The following is a 17,817-nucleotide window of genomic DNA, read 5'->3' on the forward strand; positions in this document are numbered from 1 at the left end:
GGAACCGGGATGCCTGACGGATGGCCGACCGGGATCACCGGCGGATGCGTGCCATCTCCGGGTCGAACAGCGGCTCCTGGGCGACCGTGGCGGGTAGCAGCTCCCCGAAGTACTCGACGTGCACCCGGTTTCCGGGGACGGCCGCGGCGGTCGGCAGCCATGCGTAGGCGATGGACCTGCCGACGGTGTACCCGTACGCGGCGCTGGTGACGTAGCCCGCCGGTGCGCCGTCGACGTACACCGGCTCCTTACCCATCACCACGGCCTGCGGGTCGTCCAGCAGCAAGCAGGTGAGCCGGCGGGAGACGGTCTCCTCACCGAGGCCGACCAGCGCGTCGCGGCCGAGGAAGTCGCCCTTGTCCATCCGGACGGCGAAGCCGAGGCCGGCCTCGTACGGGTTGTGCTCTACGGTCAGGTCCGCCCCCCAGGAGCGGTAGCCCTTCTCCAGGCGGAGGCTGTTGAACGCGCTGCGGCCGGCGGCGACCAGGCCCAGCGGTCGGCCCGCCCGCCACAGGGTGTCCCAGAGCTGCGGCCCGGCGTCGGCGGTGGTGTACAGCTCCCAGCCGAGCTCACCGACGTAGCTCAGGCGCATCGCGGTGACCGGGACGTTGCCGAGGTACGCGTGCCTGGCCTTGAAGTAGCCGAAGCCGCGGTGCGAGAAGTCGGCGTCGGTCAGTGGCTGGACCAGCTCGCGGGCGAGCGGGCCCCAGACGCCGAGGCAGCAGGTGCCGGCGGTGATGTCGCGGACCTGGACCGTGCTGTCCTCCGGCAGGTGCCGGGTGAGCCAGTCGAGGTCGAGGTTGCCGTTGGCGCCGACCTGGAAACGGTGCCCGCCGAGCCGAGCCACGGTCAGATCGCTTCGCACTCCGCCGGATTCGTCGAGCAGCAGGGTGTAGGTGACCGAACCGACCGGCTTGTCCAGCTGGCTGGTGGTGAGGTACTGCAGGAAGCCGAGCGCTCCGGGGCCGGTGACCTCCAGTCGCTTGAGGGCCGTCATGTCGTAGAGCGCGACTCGCTCACGGGTGGCCAGCGCCTCTGCGCCCGCGATGGGTGACCAGTACCGCGAGGCCCATTCGCCCCGCCCCGGGATGCCGGCCACCTCGGGCAGGTCGGCGTTGGCCTCGTACCAGTGCGGGCGCTCCCAGCCGGAGGCCTCCAGGAAGACCGCGCCGAGTTCCCGCTGCCGCGTGTGGAACGGGCTGACCCTCAGCGGGCGCGGCTCCTCCATCGGCTGCAGCGGGTGGAGGATGTCGTAGACCTCGACGAAGTTCTGGCAGCTGCGCCGGTGCACGTAGGAGGGTGCGAGCTGGACCTGCTCGAAGCGGTTCAGGTCGCATTCGTGCAGGTCGGTGCGCGGCCTGCCCTCGACCAGCCACTCCGCCATGGCCTGCGCCACGCCCGCCGAATGCGTCACCCACACGGCCTCCGCCACCCAGAAGCCGCGCAGCTCGGGCGCCTCGCCCAGGAGCGGGAAGCCGTCCGTGGTGAAGGAGAAGATGCCGTTGAAGCCCTCCTCGACCTTCGTCCCGGCCAGCGCGGGCAGCAGCGTCTTGGAATCGTTCCAGGCCGGCTCGAAGTCCTCCTCGGTGAACGCCTTCATCGAGGGCATGATCGGACCGCCGGGGGCGACCACCCCGGCGAGGTCGACGGGCATCGGGCGGTGGGCGTAGGAGCCGATGCCGATCCGGTCCACGTGCTCGCGGAAGTACAGGTCGCGGTCCTGGTGCCGCAGGATCGGCTTGGACGCCTCCAGCAGCTTGGAGTTGTGGCCGGCCAGTGCGGGCACCGGGGTGGTCCTGGCGTACTGGTGGGCCATGGGGACCAGCGGCACGGCGAGACCGGCCATCCGCCCGATCCTCGGCCCCCAGAACCCGGCGCAGGAGACCACGACGTCGGCGGGGAAGGTGCCCCGCTCGGTCACCACGGCGGCGACCCGGCCGTGCGCCGAATCGATCCCGGTCACGGTGTGGCGCCCGAGGAACCGCGCGCCCCGCGCGATCGCCCGGCGGGCCTGCGCCTCGGCGGCCCGCAGTGCCTTGGCCAGGCCGTCGTCCGGGGTGTGGAATCCTGCGAGCACCTGGCTGCGGTCGAGCAGAGGGTGGAGCTCGGCACACTGGTCCGCGTCGAGCAGGTGGGCCCGGACGCCCCAGGAGGCGGCGTAGCCGTGCTTGCGCTTGAGTTCCTCCACCCGCTCCGGTGTGGTGGCGACCTCCAGGCCTCCGACCTTGCGGAAGCACCACTGTCCGTCCACCGAGAGCGCGGAGTACTTGTCGACGGTGTAACGCGCGAGCTCGGTCATCGTCTTGGAGGAGTTGGTCTGGAAGACCAGACCGGGAGCGTGCGAACTGGACCCGCCGGTGGCGAACAGCGGTCCCTGTTCGAGCACCGTGACGTCCGTCCAACCGCGCGCGGTGAGTTCGTCGCCCAGCGCGCATCCCACGATTCCGGCGCCGACGATCACGACCTTCGGGTGAGCTGTCAAGTGATCCGCCCCCTCTTGGGAGATCGGAGTTGCATAATGCGCAAATCAATGCGCGATATGGAACAGCGTCGACCGCCGGTCGGACCGTGTCAAGACTCCACCCCCAACTCCCGTGCGCCTGGGAGGAGTCACGGCCCACCCCCTTGACACCCCTTTTCCGTCCTTCCATACTCGGCGGCACGTTGCGGATAAAGACAATCGTCTCAAATTACGCAACTCATCCGAGGAGGCGGCGGCCATGCGCCCATCGATCCGCTCCGCATCACTGCTCATCGCCGATGCCTGGACGGCGGCCGAGGACGGTCGCGAGCGCGAGATCGTCAACCCGTTCGACGCCTCCGCCCTGGCGACCGTCGCCGAGGCGTCCGCGCGCGACGCCGATCGAGCCGTACGGGCCGCCCGCGCCGCGTTCGACGAGGGCTCCTGGGCCCGCGCCCCGGCCACCCGGCGCGCCGCCGCGCTGACCGCCGTCGCCGACGCGCTCCAGGAGCAGCGCGACGAACTGGCCCGACTGGAGTCGCTCGACACCGGCAAGACCCTGGCCGAGAGCCGGTTCGACGTCGACGACTCGACGGCCGTCCTGCGCTACTACGCGGCCCTGGTGACCACCGACGCGGGCCGCACGGTCGACACCGGGCGCTCGGACGCGGTCAGCCGGATGGTCCACGAGCCGGTCGGCGTCTGCGCACTGATCACGCCGTGGAACTACCCGCTGCTGCAGATCACTTGGAAACTCGCCCCGGCGCTGGCCGCGGGCAACACAGTGGTCGCCAAGCCCAGCGAGATCACCCCGCTCACCACCATCCGCCTTTTCGAGATCCTCCGGGAACGGCTCGCCGAGGCCGGCGCACCCGGCGGCACGGCGCACCTGGTGCTCGGCGCCGGGCCGGTCGGGGCGACACTGGCCGAACACCCCGGGGTGGACCTGGTCTCCTTCACCGGCGGCCTGGCCACCGGACAGTCCGTCATGCGGGCGGCGGCTGCCACGGTCAAGAAGGTCGCACTGGAACTCGGCGGCAAGAACCCGAACATCGTCTTCGCCGATGCCGACCTGGAGGCGGCGGTGGACTTCGCGCTCACCGCCGCGTTCCTGCACTCGGGACAGGTCTACTCGGCCGGCTCCCGGCTCCGAGCCCGGACTCCAGGCCGGCTACTTCCTGCGGCCGACCGTCCTCGACGGATGCCACGCCGGCATGGCCGTGGTCCGCGAGGAGGTCTTCGGCCCCGTCCTCACCGTCGAGACCTTCGACCACGAGGACGAGGCACTGGTCCTGGCCAACGACACGCCGTACGGACTGGCCGGTGCCGTCTGGACCCGGGACCCCGGCCGCGGCGAGCGGCTGGCGGCCCGGCTGCGTCTGGGCACTGTCTGGATCAACGACTACCACCCGTACGTCCCGCAGGCCGAGTGGGGTGGTTTCAAGCAGTCCGGCACCGGCCGCGAACTCGGCCCCTCCGGCCTGCGCGAGTACCAGGAGACCAAGCACATCTGGCGCACCGTCAACCCAGTCCCCCAGCACTGGTTCTCCGGCTGAGTAAGTTCTCCGGCCGAGGCCGACCCGGCCCCCTTCGCCGCCCCCGCCGGTCCTTGGGGTCCCCCGCGTCCCGACACCTGCCTTGCACCTGGAGCGTCCATGAGCACCTCGGGAAACACCAGCACCACTGCCTCCGGACAACCTGCTGACGACACGCGCGACCTGGCCCGGTTCGGCTACCGCCAGGAGTTGGAGCGCTCCCTCGGCTCGTTCTCCAGCTTCGCCGCCGGTTTCAGCTACATCTCGATCATGACCGGTGTCTTCCAGCTCTTCGGCTTCGGCTTCGGCGCCGGCGGACCGGCCTTCATCTGGTCCTGGCCGTTGGTCTTCCTCGGGCAGCTCGCCGTCGCCCTCTGCTTCGCCGAGATGGCCGGGCAGTTCCCGCTGGCCGGTGGCGTCTACCAGTGGTCCAAGCAGACAGCCCGCCCGGTCACCTCGTGGATGTCCGGCTGGATCATGGCCATCGGCGCGGTGGTCACGGCCGCCGCCGTGGCGGTCGCCTACCAGGTGATCCTGCCTCAGGTCTCACTGGCCTTCCAGATCGTCGGCGGCGCCGACGACGCCGGGGTGACCTCGACGCCGAACGGTGCCAAGAACGCGATCGTGCTCGCCCTCGGCCTGATGGTGTTCACCACGGTCGTCAACATCGTGGGCGTCCGGCTGATGGCGAAGATCAACAACCTGGGTGTGGCGGTCGAGCTGATCGGCGTCACGCTGCTGATCGTCATGCTGGCCGTCCACATCCACCGCGGCCCGCAGGTGGTCCTGCAGACCGCAGGCACCGGCGCCGGCCACTCCTCGGGTTACCTGGGCGCCTTCCTGGTCGCGTCCATCATGAGTGCCTACGTCTTCTACGGCTTCGACACTGCGGGAGCCCTGGCCGAGGAGACCAAGGAGCCGCGCCGCCATGCCCCGCGGGCCATCCTCCGCGCCATCACGGCGGCGTTCCTCGCGGGCGGCCTGCTGATGCTGGTCGGCATGATGGCGGTCGGCGACATCGACGCCCGGGAACTCGGCACGCTGGGCATGCCCTACCTCATCAAGTCCACCCTCGGCACCGGCCTCGGCGACGCCTTCCTGATCTGCTCGGCGATCGCCATCACCGTCTGCTGCCTGGCGGTACAGACCGCCGCCATCCGGCTGCTCTTCGCCATGGCCCGCGACGGCCGGCTGCCCTTCGGCCACGCCATCGCCAGGGTCTCCCCGCGGTCGAGGACGCCGATCGTCCCGGCGGTCGTCACCGGTGTGCTCACCATCGCCCTGCTGGTGGTCAACATCGGCAACCAGCGAGTTTTCTACATCCTCACCTCGGTCGCGATCATCCTCTTCTACATCCCCTACCTGATGGTCACCGGCCCGATGCTGCTACGCCGACTGCGCGGGCGGTGGCCGGGGCCCGACCACGGCCCGTACTTCAACCTGGGCCGCTGGGGCCTGCCGGTGAACGCCTTCGCGGTGCTCTACGGGGCGGCGATGACGGTCAACCTGGCCTGGCCGCGCGCGGCCGTCTACGGCGATGACCACTGGTACTTCCAGTGGGGCGCGGTGCTCTTCACCGCCGTGATCACTGCGAGCGGCCTGGGGCTGTACCTCCGGTACCGCAAGGGCGTCGCGGTGCAGCGCCCGGTCGTCGAGGCTGCCGCTGCGGAGCTCTGACGTTCGCTGGAGAGAGACCCGAGTGGGGCGCCGGGCGGACACCCGGCGCCCTGCGCTCAGCGGATGCGCATGTAGCCGAGGCGTCCGGAGACCTCCTCGGCGGCGGCCCGGACCGCAGCGGCCACCTCGCGGAGGCGTCCCTCGGACAGCCTGAACGACGGCCCGGAGGCGCTGATCGCGGCCACGACCTGCCCGTTGTGAGCGAAGACCGGAGCAGCCACAGCATTCAGCCCCGTCTCCAACTCCTCGATCGTGCAGGCGAATCCGTCCCTGCGAGCGGACTCAAGCTGCTTCCGCAGCTCCTCGGGGTCGGTGACGGTGCGCGGCGTGTACCGCTCCAGCGGCTCGGCGAGCCGCTTCTCCAGTGCCGCCTCGGGCAGGTGCGCCAACAGCACCTTTCCGCTCGAGGTCGCATGCAGGGGGGTCCGCTGGCCGACCCAGTTGTGCGTCGTGATCGCCGACGGGCCGAGCACCTGGTCGATGTTGACGGCGGCGTCCACGTCGAGGATCGCCAGGTTGATGGTCTCGGCCACCTCGACCGCCAGCCGCTCGCAGATCGGTCGGCTCTGCTGGGACAGATCGAGTCGGACGGTCGCCGCGCCGGCGAGCCGCACCAGGCCCAGGCCGAGGCGGTACTTCCCGCGCTCGCCGGGCTGCTCGACGAGCCCACGCAGCTCCAGGGCGGCGACCAGCCGGAACGCGGTCGACTTGTGCACACCGAGTTCGGCGGCGATCTCGGTGACCCCCGCCTCGCCGCGCCGGGCGAGGAGTTCGAGGATCGTCACCGCCCGATCGACGGACTGCACCGGGGATTCCCCCGCACTGTTGCTCATGGCGCAACATTATGCACATCCAGTGGCCTCCGCGACCCTTGACAAGGCCTCACCTCGGAGAAACCATGTTGCGCATAACGAATCGCGTTGTGTAATACGCGACATGAATCGCTCTCTGGCGGCTCTGGAGGTTCCACATGATCACGGTGTGCCGGATCGAGGACCTGCCCCCCGGCGAGGCCCTCCGGGTCACCGAGGGCGTCCCCTTCCCCATCGCCATCTTCAACGCGGACGGAGCCCTCTACGCCGTCGACGACACCTGCACGCACCAGGACGCGTCCCTCGCCGACGGCTGGCTGGAGGGCTGCCTCATCGAATGCCCCCTGCACGCCGCCTCGTTCGACCTGCGGACCGGCCGCCCCACCTGCCTCCCGGCCAAGGAGCCGCTGCGCACCCACCAGGTCTCCGTGCAGGACGGCTTCGTCCTGCTCGACATCACCGTCGGCGAGCCGGCATGAGAACGATCGCCGTCGTCGGAGCCTCGCTCGCGGGCCTCGGCACCGCCCGTGAGCTCCGCTCCCAGGGGTACGACGGCTCCCTCGTGGTCGTCGGCGAGGAGCGACACCGGCCGTACGACCGCCCGCCGCTGTCCAAGGAGTTCCTCTCAGGCGGCATCGACGCGGAAGCGCTCGCCCTGGGCACCCCGGACGAGTACCGGGAGCTGGGCGTGGACTGGCTGCTCGGTGAGCGGGCGGTATGCCTCGATCCGGCGAGCCGGACGGTGACCCTGGCCGGCGGCCGCGAGCTGCGCACCGACGCGGTCGTCATCGCCACCGGCGCAAGCCCCCGGACGATCCCCGGCTCGGAAGGGCTGGCCGGCATCCACACCCTGCGCACGCTGGACGACGCCGAGGCCCTGCGCGCGGACCTCACCGACGGCCTGCCCCGGGTCGTCGTCATCGGCGCCGGTTTCATCGGCGCCGAGGTGGCCTCCACCGCTCACCGGCTGGGGTTGGACGTCACCATCGTCGAGACCGCCGATGTGCCCCTGGAGCGGGCGCTGGGTCGCGAGATGGGCCGGGTCTGCGCCTCGCTCCACACCGACCACGGGGTCCGCCTGCTGTGCGGCGTGGGCGTCGCCGACTTCGAAGGCGACGGCCGTGTCTCCGGTGTACGGCTGGCGGACGGACACGTACTGCCCGCCGAGGTCGTCGTGGTCGGCGTCGGGGTCCGTCCCGCGACAGGCTGGCTCGCGGGCTCCGGCGTCCGGGTGGACGACGGGGTGGTCTGCGATGCCGGGTGCGCGACGAGCCTCCCCAACGTGGTGGCCGTCGGCGATGTGGCCCGCTGCCCCAACCCCTTCACCGGGCGGCACGCGCGCATCGAGCATTGGACCAACGCGATGGAGCAGCCGAGGACCGCGGCCCGCACACTCCTGTCCGGTGCGTCCGCACCCGGACCCGCCTCCGCCCCCTACTTCTGGTCCGACCAGTACCTGGCGCGGATCCAGCTCGCCGGGCACGTCCGGCCGGGCGACGGACCCCGGATCATCGAGGGGGACCTCGACAGCCGTTCCTTCGCTGCCGTGTACCTGCGGGACGGGCAGGCCGTCGCCGTACTCGCGATGAACCAGGCCAAGGCGTTCAACCGGCTCCGCCGCACCCTCGTCCCGGCCGCTGCGGTCGCGACCGGCTGAGCCGTATTCCGCGCCCCATCGGAGGGTCTCCGACGTCATCGCCGAGGCGCTGCTCCCCGGCTTCGACGCCGACAAGGCCACCGCCCTCAAGGCCCGCGTCACCACCCTCGCGGTGAAGCACCCGCTCCACTGACGGCCGGGTTGCGAGACCTGGATGCTCAGCCGCCGGGAGTTCCGGCTGACTCCGAGGACGTGGGAGGCGGCGATCCGATCACTGCCGGCTGCTGTTCCGACGAGCTCGCACACCACGCTGCGCCGGTCACAGTCCGGCTGAGGTGCCGGCATCCGGCTGGGGCGTGCCCGTGTCTCGGCCCTGGATCGCCGCGGCGGCGCGGTGCAGTTCGGCGAGGACCGTCCGGACGGCCTTTCGTGCCGCACGCTCGGGCCGGTGGAGCACATCGATGTGTCGTCGGGCCTGGACTCCACTCAGCGGCCTGAGAACCACGTCGGGGTGTGGGCGGGCGGTCCAGCGCGGCATCAGTGCCAGGCCACCGCCGGCGGCCACGGCCTCGGCGACCACCGCGAACTCGTTGATGCGGTGGACGATGTCGAGCCGGCGGTTGGCGACGCTGGCGATGGCCTCGATGGTGGCCATCAGCGGGAAGCCGTCGTGGACCGTGATCCACGGCTGGTCGGCCACGTCCCGCGGCGAGAGCTGCCGGTTGGAGGCGAGGGGGTGGCCGACCGGCAGGGCGACATCGAGGGGCTCGCGCAGCAGAGTGCCGGCGATCACGGTGCGCGGCCACGGCGGAGCGTGGTCAAGGCGGTGAGCGACCACAAGGTCGTAGTCACGGGTGAGGACGGGAAAGCGGTCCTGGGTGACATCTTCGTCGGCGAGAGCTAGGCAAGGACGACCCGGGCCGGCGAGGCTGCGCAGCAGAGGCGGAAAGAACGCCGAGGCCGCGCTGTGGAACGCCGCCACCGATACCTCACCGTCCGGTTGTTCTGTGAAGTCGGTGACGGCGTGGCGTGCTCTGGCCAATGCGGTCTCCACCTCGATGGCCGCCCCCGCCAGGGTCTGCCCGGCGTCGGTCAGCACCACCCGGCGTCCGGCGCGTTCGGTGAGCGGTACGGGGATCGAACGCTGCAGCAGCCGCAGCTGCTGCGAAATCGCGGACGGCGTCACGTGCAGCGCCTCGGCGACCGCGGTGACACTCCCCAGCTCTCCCAGTTCCCGCAGGATCCGCAGCTGCCGCTCATCCACGCCGACAGTGTAGGGGTACTACAGGCTTGTTTAAGAAGTTGGTTGTGGCCTTCAATTCCCTGGTCGGGCAGCGTGGGGGCATGCCCGTTGCCCGCCGTACCGATGCAGTACTTCTCCTGGTCGCACTCGTCTGGGGCTCCAGCTACCTGGCAGCCAAGACGGCCACCGCCGCGCTCCCGGTCCTGGCGGTGCTGTTCGCCCGGTATGCGATCTCCGCACTCGCGTGCGGCGCTCTGGTCGCCTCTCGACACCGGACGCGCCGCTGGTCCCGCGACGAGGTCCGCACCGGGTCCGTCCTGGGAGTCACCCAGGCGACCGTTCTCGTGCTGGAGACCTACGGGGTGGCACACACCAGCGCCGCCAACGCCGGACTGATCATCAGCCTGACCATCGTGCTCACCCCCCTGATGGACCGCACCGGGGGCCGCAGCCTGCCCCCGACGTTCTTCCTCGCCGCCTGCCTCTGCGTCCTGGCCGTCGGGCTGCTCACCTCCAGCACCGGACTGCACGCACCACGACTCGGGGACGTCCTGATGCTCGCCGCCGCAGTCGTACGGGCCGGGCACGTCGCGCTCGTCGGACGGCTCACCACCGACCGACCCATGGACCCGCTCCACCTGACAACCGCCCAAACCGTCGTCGGTTCGGCACTGTTCCTGCCAGCCGCCGTCGCCCACCTGTCCGACCTGACCCGCAGCAGTGCTACCACCTGGACCCAGCTGATCTACCTCGCCCTGTTCTGCAGCGTGTTCGCCTTCCTCGCCCAGACCTGGGCCGTGCAACGCACCTCCGCCAGCCGGGCCAGCCTTCTGCTGGGAACCGAACCGATCTGGGCCGTCGCCATCGGAATCAGCCTCGGCGGCGAACGGCTCACGGTCTGGTCCGCCCTCGGTGCCGTACTGATGATCGCCGGAACCCACTGGGGGCAGACCATCGAGCGCACGCACCGCACCACGGCACAGACGGTGCAGGAATACACAGAGTGCCGGATGACGACACCTACCGGCGCCTGATCACCCTGCTCGACACCACCCGGCCCCCTGCCGATCGCCGGTCCAGCTGTTCCCCGCCGCCGCAGCCGGAACTCCGCGCGGCTCACGCCGCCTTGCGGTGGCGGTAGAACTCGGCGTGGTCTGGTTCGAGGGGTGTGCTGCCGAGGATGATGTCGGCGGACTTCTCCGCGAGCATCATCACCGGGGCGTAGATGTTGCCGTTGGTGACGTACGGCATCGCAGAGGCGTCCACCACGTGCAGCCCCTCCAGGCCGTGGACCTGCATGGTGGTCGGGTCGACGACTGACATGTCGTCGGTCCCCATCTTGCAGGTGCAGGAGGGGTGCAGGGCCGTCTCGCCGTCGCGGGCGACCCAGTCGAGGATCTGCTCGTCGGTCTCCACGGCGGGGCCGGGCGAGATCTCGCCGTCGCTGAACTCGGCGAAGGCGTCCTGGCCGAGGATGTGCCGGGTGACGCGGATGGCCTCGACCCACTCCCGCCGGTCCTGGGCGGTGGAGAGGTAGTTGAAGCGCAGTGCGGGGTGGACGCGGGGGTCGCGCGACTTGATCTTCACCGAGCCTCGCGCGTCCGAGTACATCGGGCCGATGTGCACCTGGTAGCCGTGCCCTCCGGCCGGCGCGGAGCCGTCGTAGCGGACGGCGATCGGCAGGAAGTGGAACATCAGGTTGGGGTAGTCGACGTCCTCGTTACTGCGCACGAAGCCGCCGCCCTCGAAGTGGTTGGTCGCCCCCGGCCCGCTGCGCAGGAACAGCCACTGCGCGCCGATGAACGGCCGCCGCCAGAGCTGGAGTTGCGGCTGCACCGAGACGGGCTGCCTGCAGGCGTGCTGGACGTACACCTCCAGGTGGTCCTGGAGGTTCTCGCCGACGCCGGGCAGGTGGTGGACGGGCCTGATACCGAGGGCGGACAGCTCGTCCGCGTTGCCGACGCCCGAAAGCTGAAGCAGTTGGGGGGAGTTGACCGCGCCCCCGGAGAGGATGATCTTCCCGCCCTGCACGCGCTCCAGCGAACCCCGGCGGGCGTACTCCACACCGACGGCCCGCTTGCCGTCGAAGAGTACGCGGGTGGCGAGCGCCCGGGTCCGCACTTCGAGGTTCGGGCGGCCCATGACGGGGTGCAGGTAGGCGCGGGCGGCGCTGAGGCGGCGGCCGCGATGCAGGTTGCGGTCGAAGGGGGCGAAGCCCTCCTGGCGGTGACCGTTGACGTCATCGGTCAGCGGGTACCCGGCCTGCTGGACGGCCTCGAAGAAGGCGTCGAAGAGCGGATTGGTGACCGGCCCGCGCTCCATGACGAGCGGGCCGTCGTGGCCACGGAAACCGGGGCCATCGGCTGCTTCGCGCCGGGCCTCCCGGTCTGCCAGGCAGTTCTCCATCTTCTTGAAGTACGGCAGGCAGTGCGCGTAGTCCCAGGTCTTCATGCCGGGGTCGGCGCCCCAGCGCTCGTAGTCCAGCGGGTTGCCGCGCTGGAAGATCATGCCGTTGATGCTGCTGGAGCCGCCCAGGACCTTGCCCCGGGCGTGGTAGATCCGCCGTCCGTTCATGAACGGCTCGGGCTCGGACTCGTACTTCCAGTCGTAGAAGCGGCTCCCGATCGGGAAGGTCAGGGCGGCCGGCATGTGGATGAAGACGTCCCACGGGTAGTCGGGCCGCCCGGCCTCCAGTACCAGCACCCGGTTCCCCGGGTCCGAGCTCAGCCGGGCCGCGAGCGCACAACCGGCCGATCCTCCGCCGACGATGATGAAGTCGTACTGCTGAAAGGTCATGTGTTCCTGCCGTAGCTGTCGGCGCCCGGTGGGTGCGGTACCGCAACCAGGCGGTTGTCGGGCGATGGCGAGGCGGGATGGGGCAGGGGAACTGACGTTCAACACGACGTCGACAGCAAGTTTCCTCAAGTGAAACCAGCTCCGTATGGCGCAACAGTCTCCGCGCGGCTCGGATCGGCGTCAAGCCGTACCAGCCTGTGATGCCAGGTTTTCCACCGAGGCCAGCCCCTCCCGACTGTTGTGGGTGACGCAACTGTGTGCGTAATCTGAAACAGCTTCGTTGCCCTCCACACGTCAGGGAGGCGAGTCACGATGGCTGCACGGCGCCGACGATCGGCGGCGGCTGCTCATCCTGGTCTCCCGGTTCCCGGCCACCCCGCCGCCCCGCCCAGGAGCCCAGGAGTCCTGCCATGTCCCACCAGCTTCCCGAGCACCCCGACTGGCTGTGGCGCACGCCCGACCCAAGGCCGTCCTACGACGTCGTCATCGTCGGCGCGGGCGGCCACGGACTGGCCACCGCCTACTACCTGGCCCGCAACCACGGCATCACCAACGTCGCGGTGCTCGAACGCGGTTGGCTGGCCGGCGGCAACATGGCACGCAACACCACGATCATCCGCTCGAACTACCTCTGCGAGGAGAGCGCGGCGATCTACGAGCACGCGCTGAAACTGTGGGAGGAGCTGCCGGAGGAGCTGGAGTACGACTTCCTGTTCAGCCGGCGCGGCGTGCTCAACCTCGCGCACACCCTGCAGGACGTCCGTGAGGGCACCCGGCGGGTCAACGCCAACCGGCTCGGCGGGGTCGACGCCGAGTGGCTCGACCCGGACGAGGTCCGCACCTTCTGCCCGATCGTCAACACCTCGCCGGACGTGCGCTACCCGGTCCTCGGCGCGACCCTCCAGCCCCGCGCGGGCATCGCCAAGCACGACCACGTCGCCTGGGCCCTGGCGCGCAAGGCCGACGAGTACGGCATCGACCTGATCCAGAACTGCGAGGTGACCGGCTTCGTCCGCGACGGCGAGCGGGTCGTCGGCGTCGAGACCACCCGCGGCCGGATTGCCGCCGGCCGGGTCGCGCTGGCCGCCGCCGGGCACACCAGCACCCTCGCCGACCTGCTCGGCCTGCGTCTGCCGCTCCAGAGCCACCCGCTGCAGGCCCTGGTCTCCGAACTGCTCGAACCCGTGCACCCGACCGTCGTCATGTCCAACCACGTGCACGTGTACGTCAGCCAGGCACACAAGGGCGAACTGGTCATGGGCGCGGGAATCGACTCGTACAACGGCTACGGCCAACGCGGCTCGTTCCACCAGATCGAGCACCAGATGGCGGCGGCCCTCGAACTGTTCCCGGCCTTCGCCCGCGCCCACGTGCTGCGCACCTGGGGCGGCATCGTCGACGTCACCCCGGACGCCTCGCCGATCATCGGACCGACTCCGATCGAGAACCTCTACCTCAACTGCGGCTGGGGAACCGGCGGTTTCAAGGCGACACCCTCCTCGGGCTGGGTCTACGCCCACACCATCGCCACCGGTGAACCGCACCCGCTGAACGAGCCCTTCGCGCTGGAACGCTTCACCACCGGCGCCCTCATCGACGAGCACGGCGCCGCCGCCGTCGCACACTGAGCCCTCAGCCCTCACAGGAGGACACATGCTGCTCATCGCCTGTCCCTGGTGCGGGGAACGCGACGAGACCGAGTTCCACTACGGCGGCCAGGCCCACGTCGCCTACCCGGCCGACCCCGAGGCGCTCTCCGACACCGAGTGGGCCGAGTACGTCTTCGTCCGCGACAACCCCAAGGGCCCGTTCGCGGAGCGCTGGTCCCACGCCGCCGGATGCCGCCGCTGGTTCAACGCCATCCGCCACACCGTCACCCACGACATCCTGGCCGTCTACCCGGCCGGGCAGCCGAAGCCCGAGGTGAACGCATGACCCACCGCCTCCCCGAGGGCGGTCGCGTCGATCGCACGACCGTGCTGCGGTTCAGCTACGACGGGGTCGAGTACTCCGGGCTGCGCGGCGACACCCTCGCCTCCGCGCTGCTCGCCAACGGCGTCCTCGGCACCGCCCCCAGCCTCTACCGCGAGCGTCCACGCGGGATCGTCACGGCAGGCGTCGACGAACCCCACGCACTGGTGCAGGTCGACGGCCCCTGCTCGGAACCGATGCTGCTCGCCACCACGGTCGAGCTGTACGACGGGCTGCGGGCCGGCAGCCTGCGGGGCCGGGGCCGGCTCGACGAGGCGCCCGACGAGGCCGTCCACGACAAGATGCACCTCCACACCGACGTCCTCGTCGTCGGCGGCGGCCCGGCGGGACTTGCCGCCGCACTCGCCGCCGGGCGCTCCGGAGCCCGGGTCGTCCTGGTCGACGACCAGCCGGAACTCGGTGGCGCGCTGCTCAGCGGCCGCGAGGAGATCGACGGGCGCCCCGCACTCGACTGGGTCGAAGCCGTCCGCGGCGAACTCGCCGCCCAGCCCGAGACCCGGATCCTCACCCGCGCCACCGCGATCGGCTACCACGACCACAACTACCTGCTGGTCGCCGAGCGCCGCACCGACCACCTGGGCCCGCACCCCGTCCCGGGCGTGTCCCGCCAGAGGCTCTGGCACCTGAGGGCCCGTCAGGTCGTCCTGGCGACCGGGTCGCACGAGCGTCCGATGGTGTTCGCGGGCAACGACCGCCCCGGGGTGATGTCGGCCGCCGCCGTCCGCAGCTACCTCAACCGGTACGCGGTCCTCCCCGGTCGGCGCGCCGTCGTGTTCACCACCAACGACCACGCCTACGCCACGGCCCTCGAACTCGCCGCGGCCGGCGCCGAAGTGGCCGCACTGGTGGACACCCGCCCGCAGCCGCCCGCCGCGCTGGTCGCCGCCGCGCGCCGCGTCGGGATCGAGGTGCTCCCCGGGTCCGCCGTGGTCGCGACCGCCGGTGCGGAGCGGATCACGGCGGTGCGGATCAGCGGACTGACCGGCGGTGACGCGCTGACCGGGCCGGTACGCGAGGCGGCCTGCGACCTGCTCGCCGTCTCGGGCGGCTGGAGCCCGGCGGTGCATCTGTGGAGCCAGTCCCGGGGCACCGTGCGGTACGCGGAGGCGATCGCCGCGTTCGTCCCGGACGTGAACGCCCAGCGCGTCCAGGCCGTCGGAGCCGGGCGCGGCACGTACGACCTCGCCGGCTGCCTCGGCGAGGGCTTCTCGGCCGGAGCGGAGGCCGCGACCCGCGCCGGGTTCCCCGCGGCCGTCCCGCCGGTGCCACCCGGCACGGGCGACGAGCCGCCCGCGCCGCCGCGTCCGGTCTGGATCGTGCCCGGCGAGGACGGCGAACCGGCCACCTGGCGCGACCACTTCATCGACTCCCAGCGCGACGCGACCGTCGCCGACGTCCAGCGGGCGATCCGGGCCGGGATGCGCTCCGTCGAGCACATCAAGCGCTACACCACCATCGGCACCGCCCACGACCAGGGCAAGGGCTGCGGGGTCAATGCGATCGGCGCCATCGCCCGCCTGCTGGGGGCGAGTTCGCCCAGCGAGGTGGGCACCACCACCTTCCGCGGCCCGTACGTACCCGTCTCCTTCGCCCTCCTCGCCGGGCGCGAGCGCGGCCCACTCTTCGACCCGGTGCGCACCACGCCGATCCACCCCTGGCACGTCCGGCACGGCGCGGTCTTCGAGAACGTCGGCCAGTGGAAGCGCCCCCGGTACTACCCGGAGTCGGATGAGGACATGGACGCCGCCGTGCTGCGGGAGTGCCGAGCGGCCCGCGAAGGCGTCGCGGTCATGGACGCCTCCACCCTCGGAAAGATCGACATCGTCGGCCCCGACGCCGGGGCGTTCCTGGACCGCATCTATACCAACGGCTTCGCCAAACTGGCCGTGGGATCGGCCCGTTACGGCATCATGTGCCGTCCCGACGGCATGGTCTTCGACGACGGTGTCACCGTGCGGCTCGCCGACGACCACTACTACCTGACGACGACCACGGGTAACGCGGCGGCCGTGTTCGACTGGCTCGAGGAGTGGCTGCAGACCGAGTGGCCCGAGCTGCGCGTGCGCTGCACCTCGGTGACCGAGCAGTGGTCCACCGTCGCCGTCGTCGGCCCCCGGTCCCGTGAGGTCCTTACCGCCCTCGCGCCCGATCTGGACGTCTCCAACGAGGCATTCCCATTCATGACGGCCAGTCAGGCCGGACTGGCCAGCGGCATCCCGGCCCGGATCTGCCGCATCTCCTTCTCCGGCGAGCTGGCGTACGAGATCAACGTCGCGAGCTGGTTCGGCCTCGCCGTGTGGGAGGCCGTGATCGCGGCGGGCGGCCCGGCCGGAATCACCCCCTACGGCACCGAGACCATGCACGTGCTACGCGCGGAGAAGGGATACCCCATCGTCGGCCAGGACACGGACGGCACGGTCACCCCGCAGGACCTCGGCATGGAGTGGATCGTCTCCCGCCACAAGCACTTCGTCGGCAAGCGGTCCTTCCGGCGGGCGGACACCGCGCGGGCCGACCGGAAGCACCTGGTCGCGCTGCTGCCGGTCGACCGCGCCGAGTTGCTGCCGGAGGGCTCCCAGCTGGTGGCCGAGGGCGTCGACACCACGGCCGGCCCGGTGCCCTCGCTCGGCCACGTGACCTCCAGCTACCGCAGCGCCGCACTCGGCCGGACCTTCGCTCTCGCCCTCGTCCGAGGCGGCCGGGACAGGATCGGCGAGACCGTTCTCGCACCGCTCGCAGACGGCCGCACGGTCGCCGCGACCGTCGCCGACCCCGTCCTCTACGACCCGAAGGGAGCCCGCCGTGACGGCTGACCAGCTGCGGCAGAGTCCGCTCGGACACCTCACCGACACTCCCCCAGCCTCCGGCCGTGGGTACCCCCATCTCGGCCCTGCTGTCACCGGCGAACGAGGTGTCCGGCTGCGCGAGGTCCCGTTCCATGCCCAGCTCAACCTCCGGCTCGACCCGGCCGGCGCGGCCGCGGCGCGGGTCGGCAAGGCGCTCGGCGCGGCTCTGCCGGCCCAGGCCGACACCGCCGTCCGAGCAGGCGACCTCCAGGTTCTGTGGCTGGGCCCGGACGAGTGGCTCGTCGTCGGCCCCGACGGCTCGGGGCCGACCACCGAGCGGGTTCTGCGCGCGGCGCTGGCAGACGAGCCCGGATCGGTCGTGGACGTCTCCGCCAACCGCACGACGCTCGAACTGACCGGCCCGGCCGCACGCCAGGTGCTGGAGAAGGGCTGCTCACTCGATCTGCACCCGCGCGCCTTCGCGCCGGGCCGCTGCGCCCAGACGACGGTGTCCAAGGTCAACGTGGTGCTCCACCAGCTCGACGAGGCGCCGTCGTACCGGCTCCTGGTCCGCGGGTCGTTCGCCCAGTACCTCGCGGACTGGTTGCTCGACGCGATGGAGGAGTACCGACACTCGCCACTCCCCGCCCTCCCCTGACGGTGCGGGATTCACTGAGATCACAACGGCCGTTCCAACGGTGTTCGAGGTGCGACGAGGACGTCGCCGTGTACGCCGAGTAGCTGGTGCGCTACGCCGCGGCGGACCGACTGCGCCGCGGTCCCGTCCGGACCCCGGGGTACGCCGACGGCCCGGCTCACGCATCGCTACGTGAACCGGGCCGGTCAGGTGGCCGCTTGGCACCCGTCAGCCGCCGGACATCCGGCCGACGGGCGGTACTCGCTCGGACCCATCGGTTC

General features: G+C 71.1%; 12 protein-coding genes and 1 pseudogene. 9 read left to right on the plus strand and 4 right to left on the minus strand.

Features of this window, described 5'->3' with window-relative positions:
* Positions 1–34: 34 nt before the first annotated feature.
* A complete protein-coding gene (locus ACIRYZ_RS31315; protein ID WP_402950735.1) occupies positions 35–2,482 on the minus strand; it encodes an FAD-dependent oxidoreductase in 2,448 nt (815 codons plus the stop codon).
* 238 nt (positions 2,483–2,720) lie between these two features.
* Between ACIRYZ_RS31315 and ACIRYZ_RS31320 the strand changes: the two are divergent.
* Together ACIRYZ_RS31320 and ACIRYZ_RS31325 are read left to right on the plus strand one after the other, a co-directional pair.
* Positions 2,721–4,017 (plus strand): annotated as a pseudogene (locus ACIRYZ_RS31320) (aldehyde dehydrogenase family protein).
* A 99-nt stretch (positions 4,018–4,116) separates the two neighbouring features.
* Entirely contained in the window at positions 4,117–5,673 is a 1,557-nt protein-coding gene (locus ACIRYZ_RS31325) for an APC family permease (RefSeq protein ID WP_402950738.1), read from the plus strand.
* A gap of 56 nt (positions 5,674–5,729) precedes the next feature.
* On the opposite strand, the gene ACIRYZ_RS31330 is transcribed toward ACIRYZ_RS31325, so the two are convergent.
* Positions 5,730–6,506 (minus strand): IclR family transcriptional regulator, encoded by a 777-nt coding sequence (locus ACIRYZ_RS31330; RefSeq protein ID WP_402950741.1) that lies wholly within the window; start codon positions 6,504–6,506, stop codon positions 5,730–5,732.
* Between the two features lie 137 nt (positions 6,507–6,643).
* On the opposite strand from ACIRYZ_RS31330, the gene ACIRYZ_RS31335 reads away from it, so the two are divergent.
* Together ACIRYZ_RS31335 and ACIRYZ_RS31340 are read left to right on the plus strand one after the other, a co-directional pair.
* Entirely contained in the window at positions 6,644–6,964 is a 321-nt protein-coding gene (locus ACIRYZ_RS31335) for a bifunctional 3-phenylpropionate/cinnamic acid dioxygenase ferredoxin subunit (RefSeq protein ID WP_402950743.1), read from the plus strand.
* Complete coding sequence (locus ACIRYZ_RS31340) at positions 6,961–8,142, plus strand: NAD(P)/FAD-dependent oxidoreductase (RefSeq protein WP_402950746.1); 1,182 nt, start codon at positions 6,961–6,963, stop codon at positions 8,140–8,142. Before ACIRYZ_RS31335 ends, ACIRYZ_RS31340 begins: the two co-directional genes overlap by 4 nt.
* A 259-nt stretch (positions 8,143–8,401) precedes the next feature.
* Here the strand turns inward: ACIRYZ_RS31340 and ACIRYZ_RS31345 are convergent, their stop codons facing one another.
* Positions 8,402–9,346 carry a LysR family transcriptional regulator gene (locus ACIRYZ_RS31345; RefSeq protein ID WP_402950749.1) on the minus strand — a complete coding sequence of 315 codons (945 nt, stop codon included), beginning with the start codon at positions 9,344–9,346 and terminating at the stop codon, positions 8,402–8,404.
* A gap of 80 nt (positions 9,347–9,426) precedes the next feature.
* Here ACIRYZ_RS31345 and ACIRYZ_RS31350 point away from each other — a divergent pair, with 80 nt between their 5' ends.
* Positions 9,427–10,359: a DMT family transporter gene (locus ACIRYZ_RS31350; RefSeq protein WP_402950768.1), complete on the plus strand. Its 933-nt coding sequence runs from the start codon at positions 9,427–9,429 to the stop codon at positions 10,357–10,359.
* 82 nt (positions 10,360–10,441) lie between these two features.
* Here ACIRYZ_RS31350 and betA read toward each other — a convergent pair whose 3' ends face one another.
* Positions 10,442–12,121 (minus strand): choline dehydrogenase, encoded by a 1,680-nt coding sequence (gene betA, locus ACIRYZ_RS31355; protein ID WP_402950751.1) that lies wholly within the window; start codon positions 12,119–12,121, stop codon positions 10,442–10,444.
* A gap of 410 nt (positions 12,122–12,531) precedes the next feature.
* Between betA and ACIRYZ_RS31360 the strand changes: the two genes are divergently transcribed.
* The 4 genes from ACIRYZ_RS31360 to ACIRYZ_RS31375 are packed head-to-tail and all read left to right on the plus strand — an operon-like array spanning position 12,532 to position 17,557.
* Positions 12,532–13,749, plus strand: a complete 1,218-nt coding sequence (locus ACIRYZ_RS31360; protein ID WP_402950753.1) for a sarcosine oxidase subunit beta family protein — start codon at positions 12,532–12,534, stop codon at positions 13,747–13,749.
* A 25-nt stretch (positions 13,750–13,774) separates the two neighbouring features.
* On the plus strand, positions 13,775–14,056 hold the full coding sequence (locus ACIRYZ_RS31365; protein ID WP_402950756.1) for a sarcosine oxidase subunit delta: 282 nt from the start codon (positions 13,775–13,777) through the stop codon (positions 14,054–14,056).
* Complete coding sequence (locus tag ACIRYZ_RS31370; protein ID WP_402950759.1) at positions 14,053–16,926, plus strand: sarcosine oxidase subunit alpha family protein; 2,874 nt, start codon at positions 14,053–14,055, stop codon at positions 16,924–16,926. Before ACIRYZ_RS31365 ends, ACIRYZ_RS31370 begins: the two co-directional genes overlap by 4 nt.
* On the plus strand, positions 16,916–17,557 hold the full coding sequence (locus tag ACIRYZ_RS31375; RefSeq protein WP_402950762.1) for a sarcosine oxidase subunit gamma: 642 nt from the start codon (positions 16,916–16,918) through the stop codon (positions 17,555–17,557). The genes ACIRYZ_RS31370 and ACIRYZ_RS31375 overlap by 11 nt, the downstream gene beginning before the upstream one ends.
* Positions 17,558–17,817: the final 260 nt, after the last annotated feature.

This window comes from Kitasatospora sp. NPDC101155, from assembly GCF_044768305.1.
Classification (GTDB): domain Bacteria; phylum Actinomycetota; class Actinomycetes; order Streptomycetales; family Streptomycetaceae; genus Kitasatospora.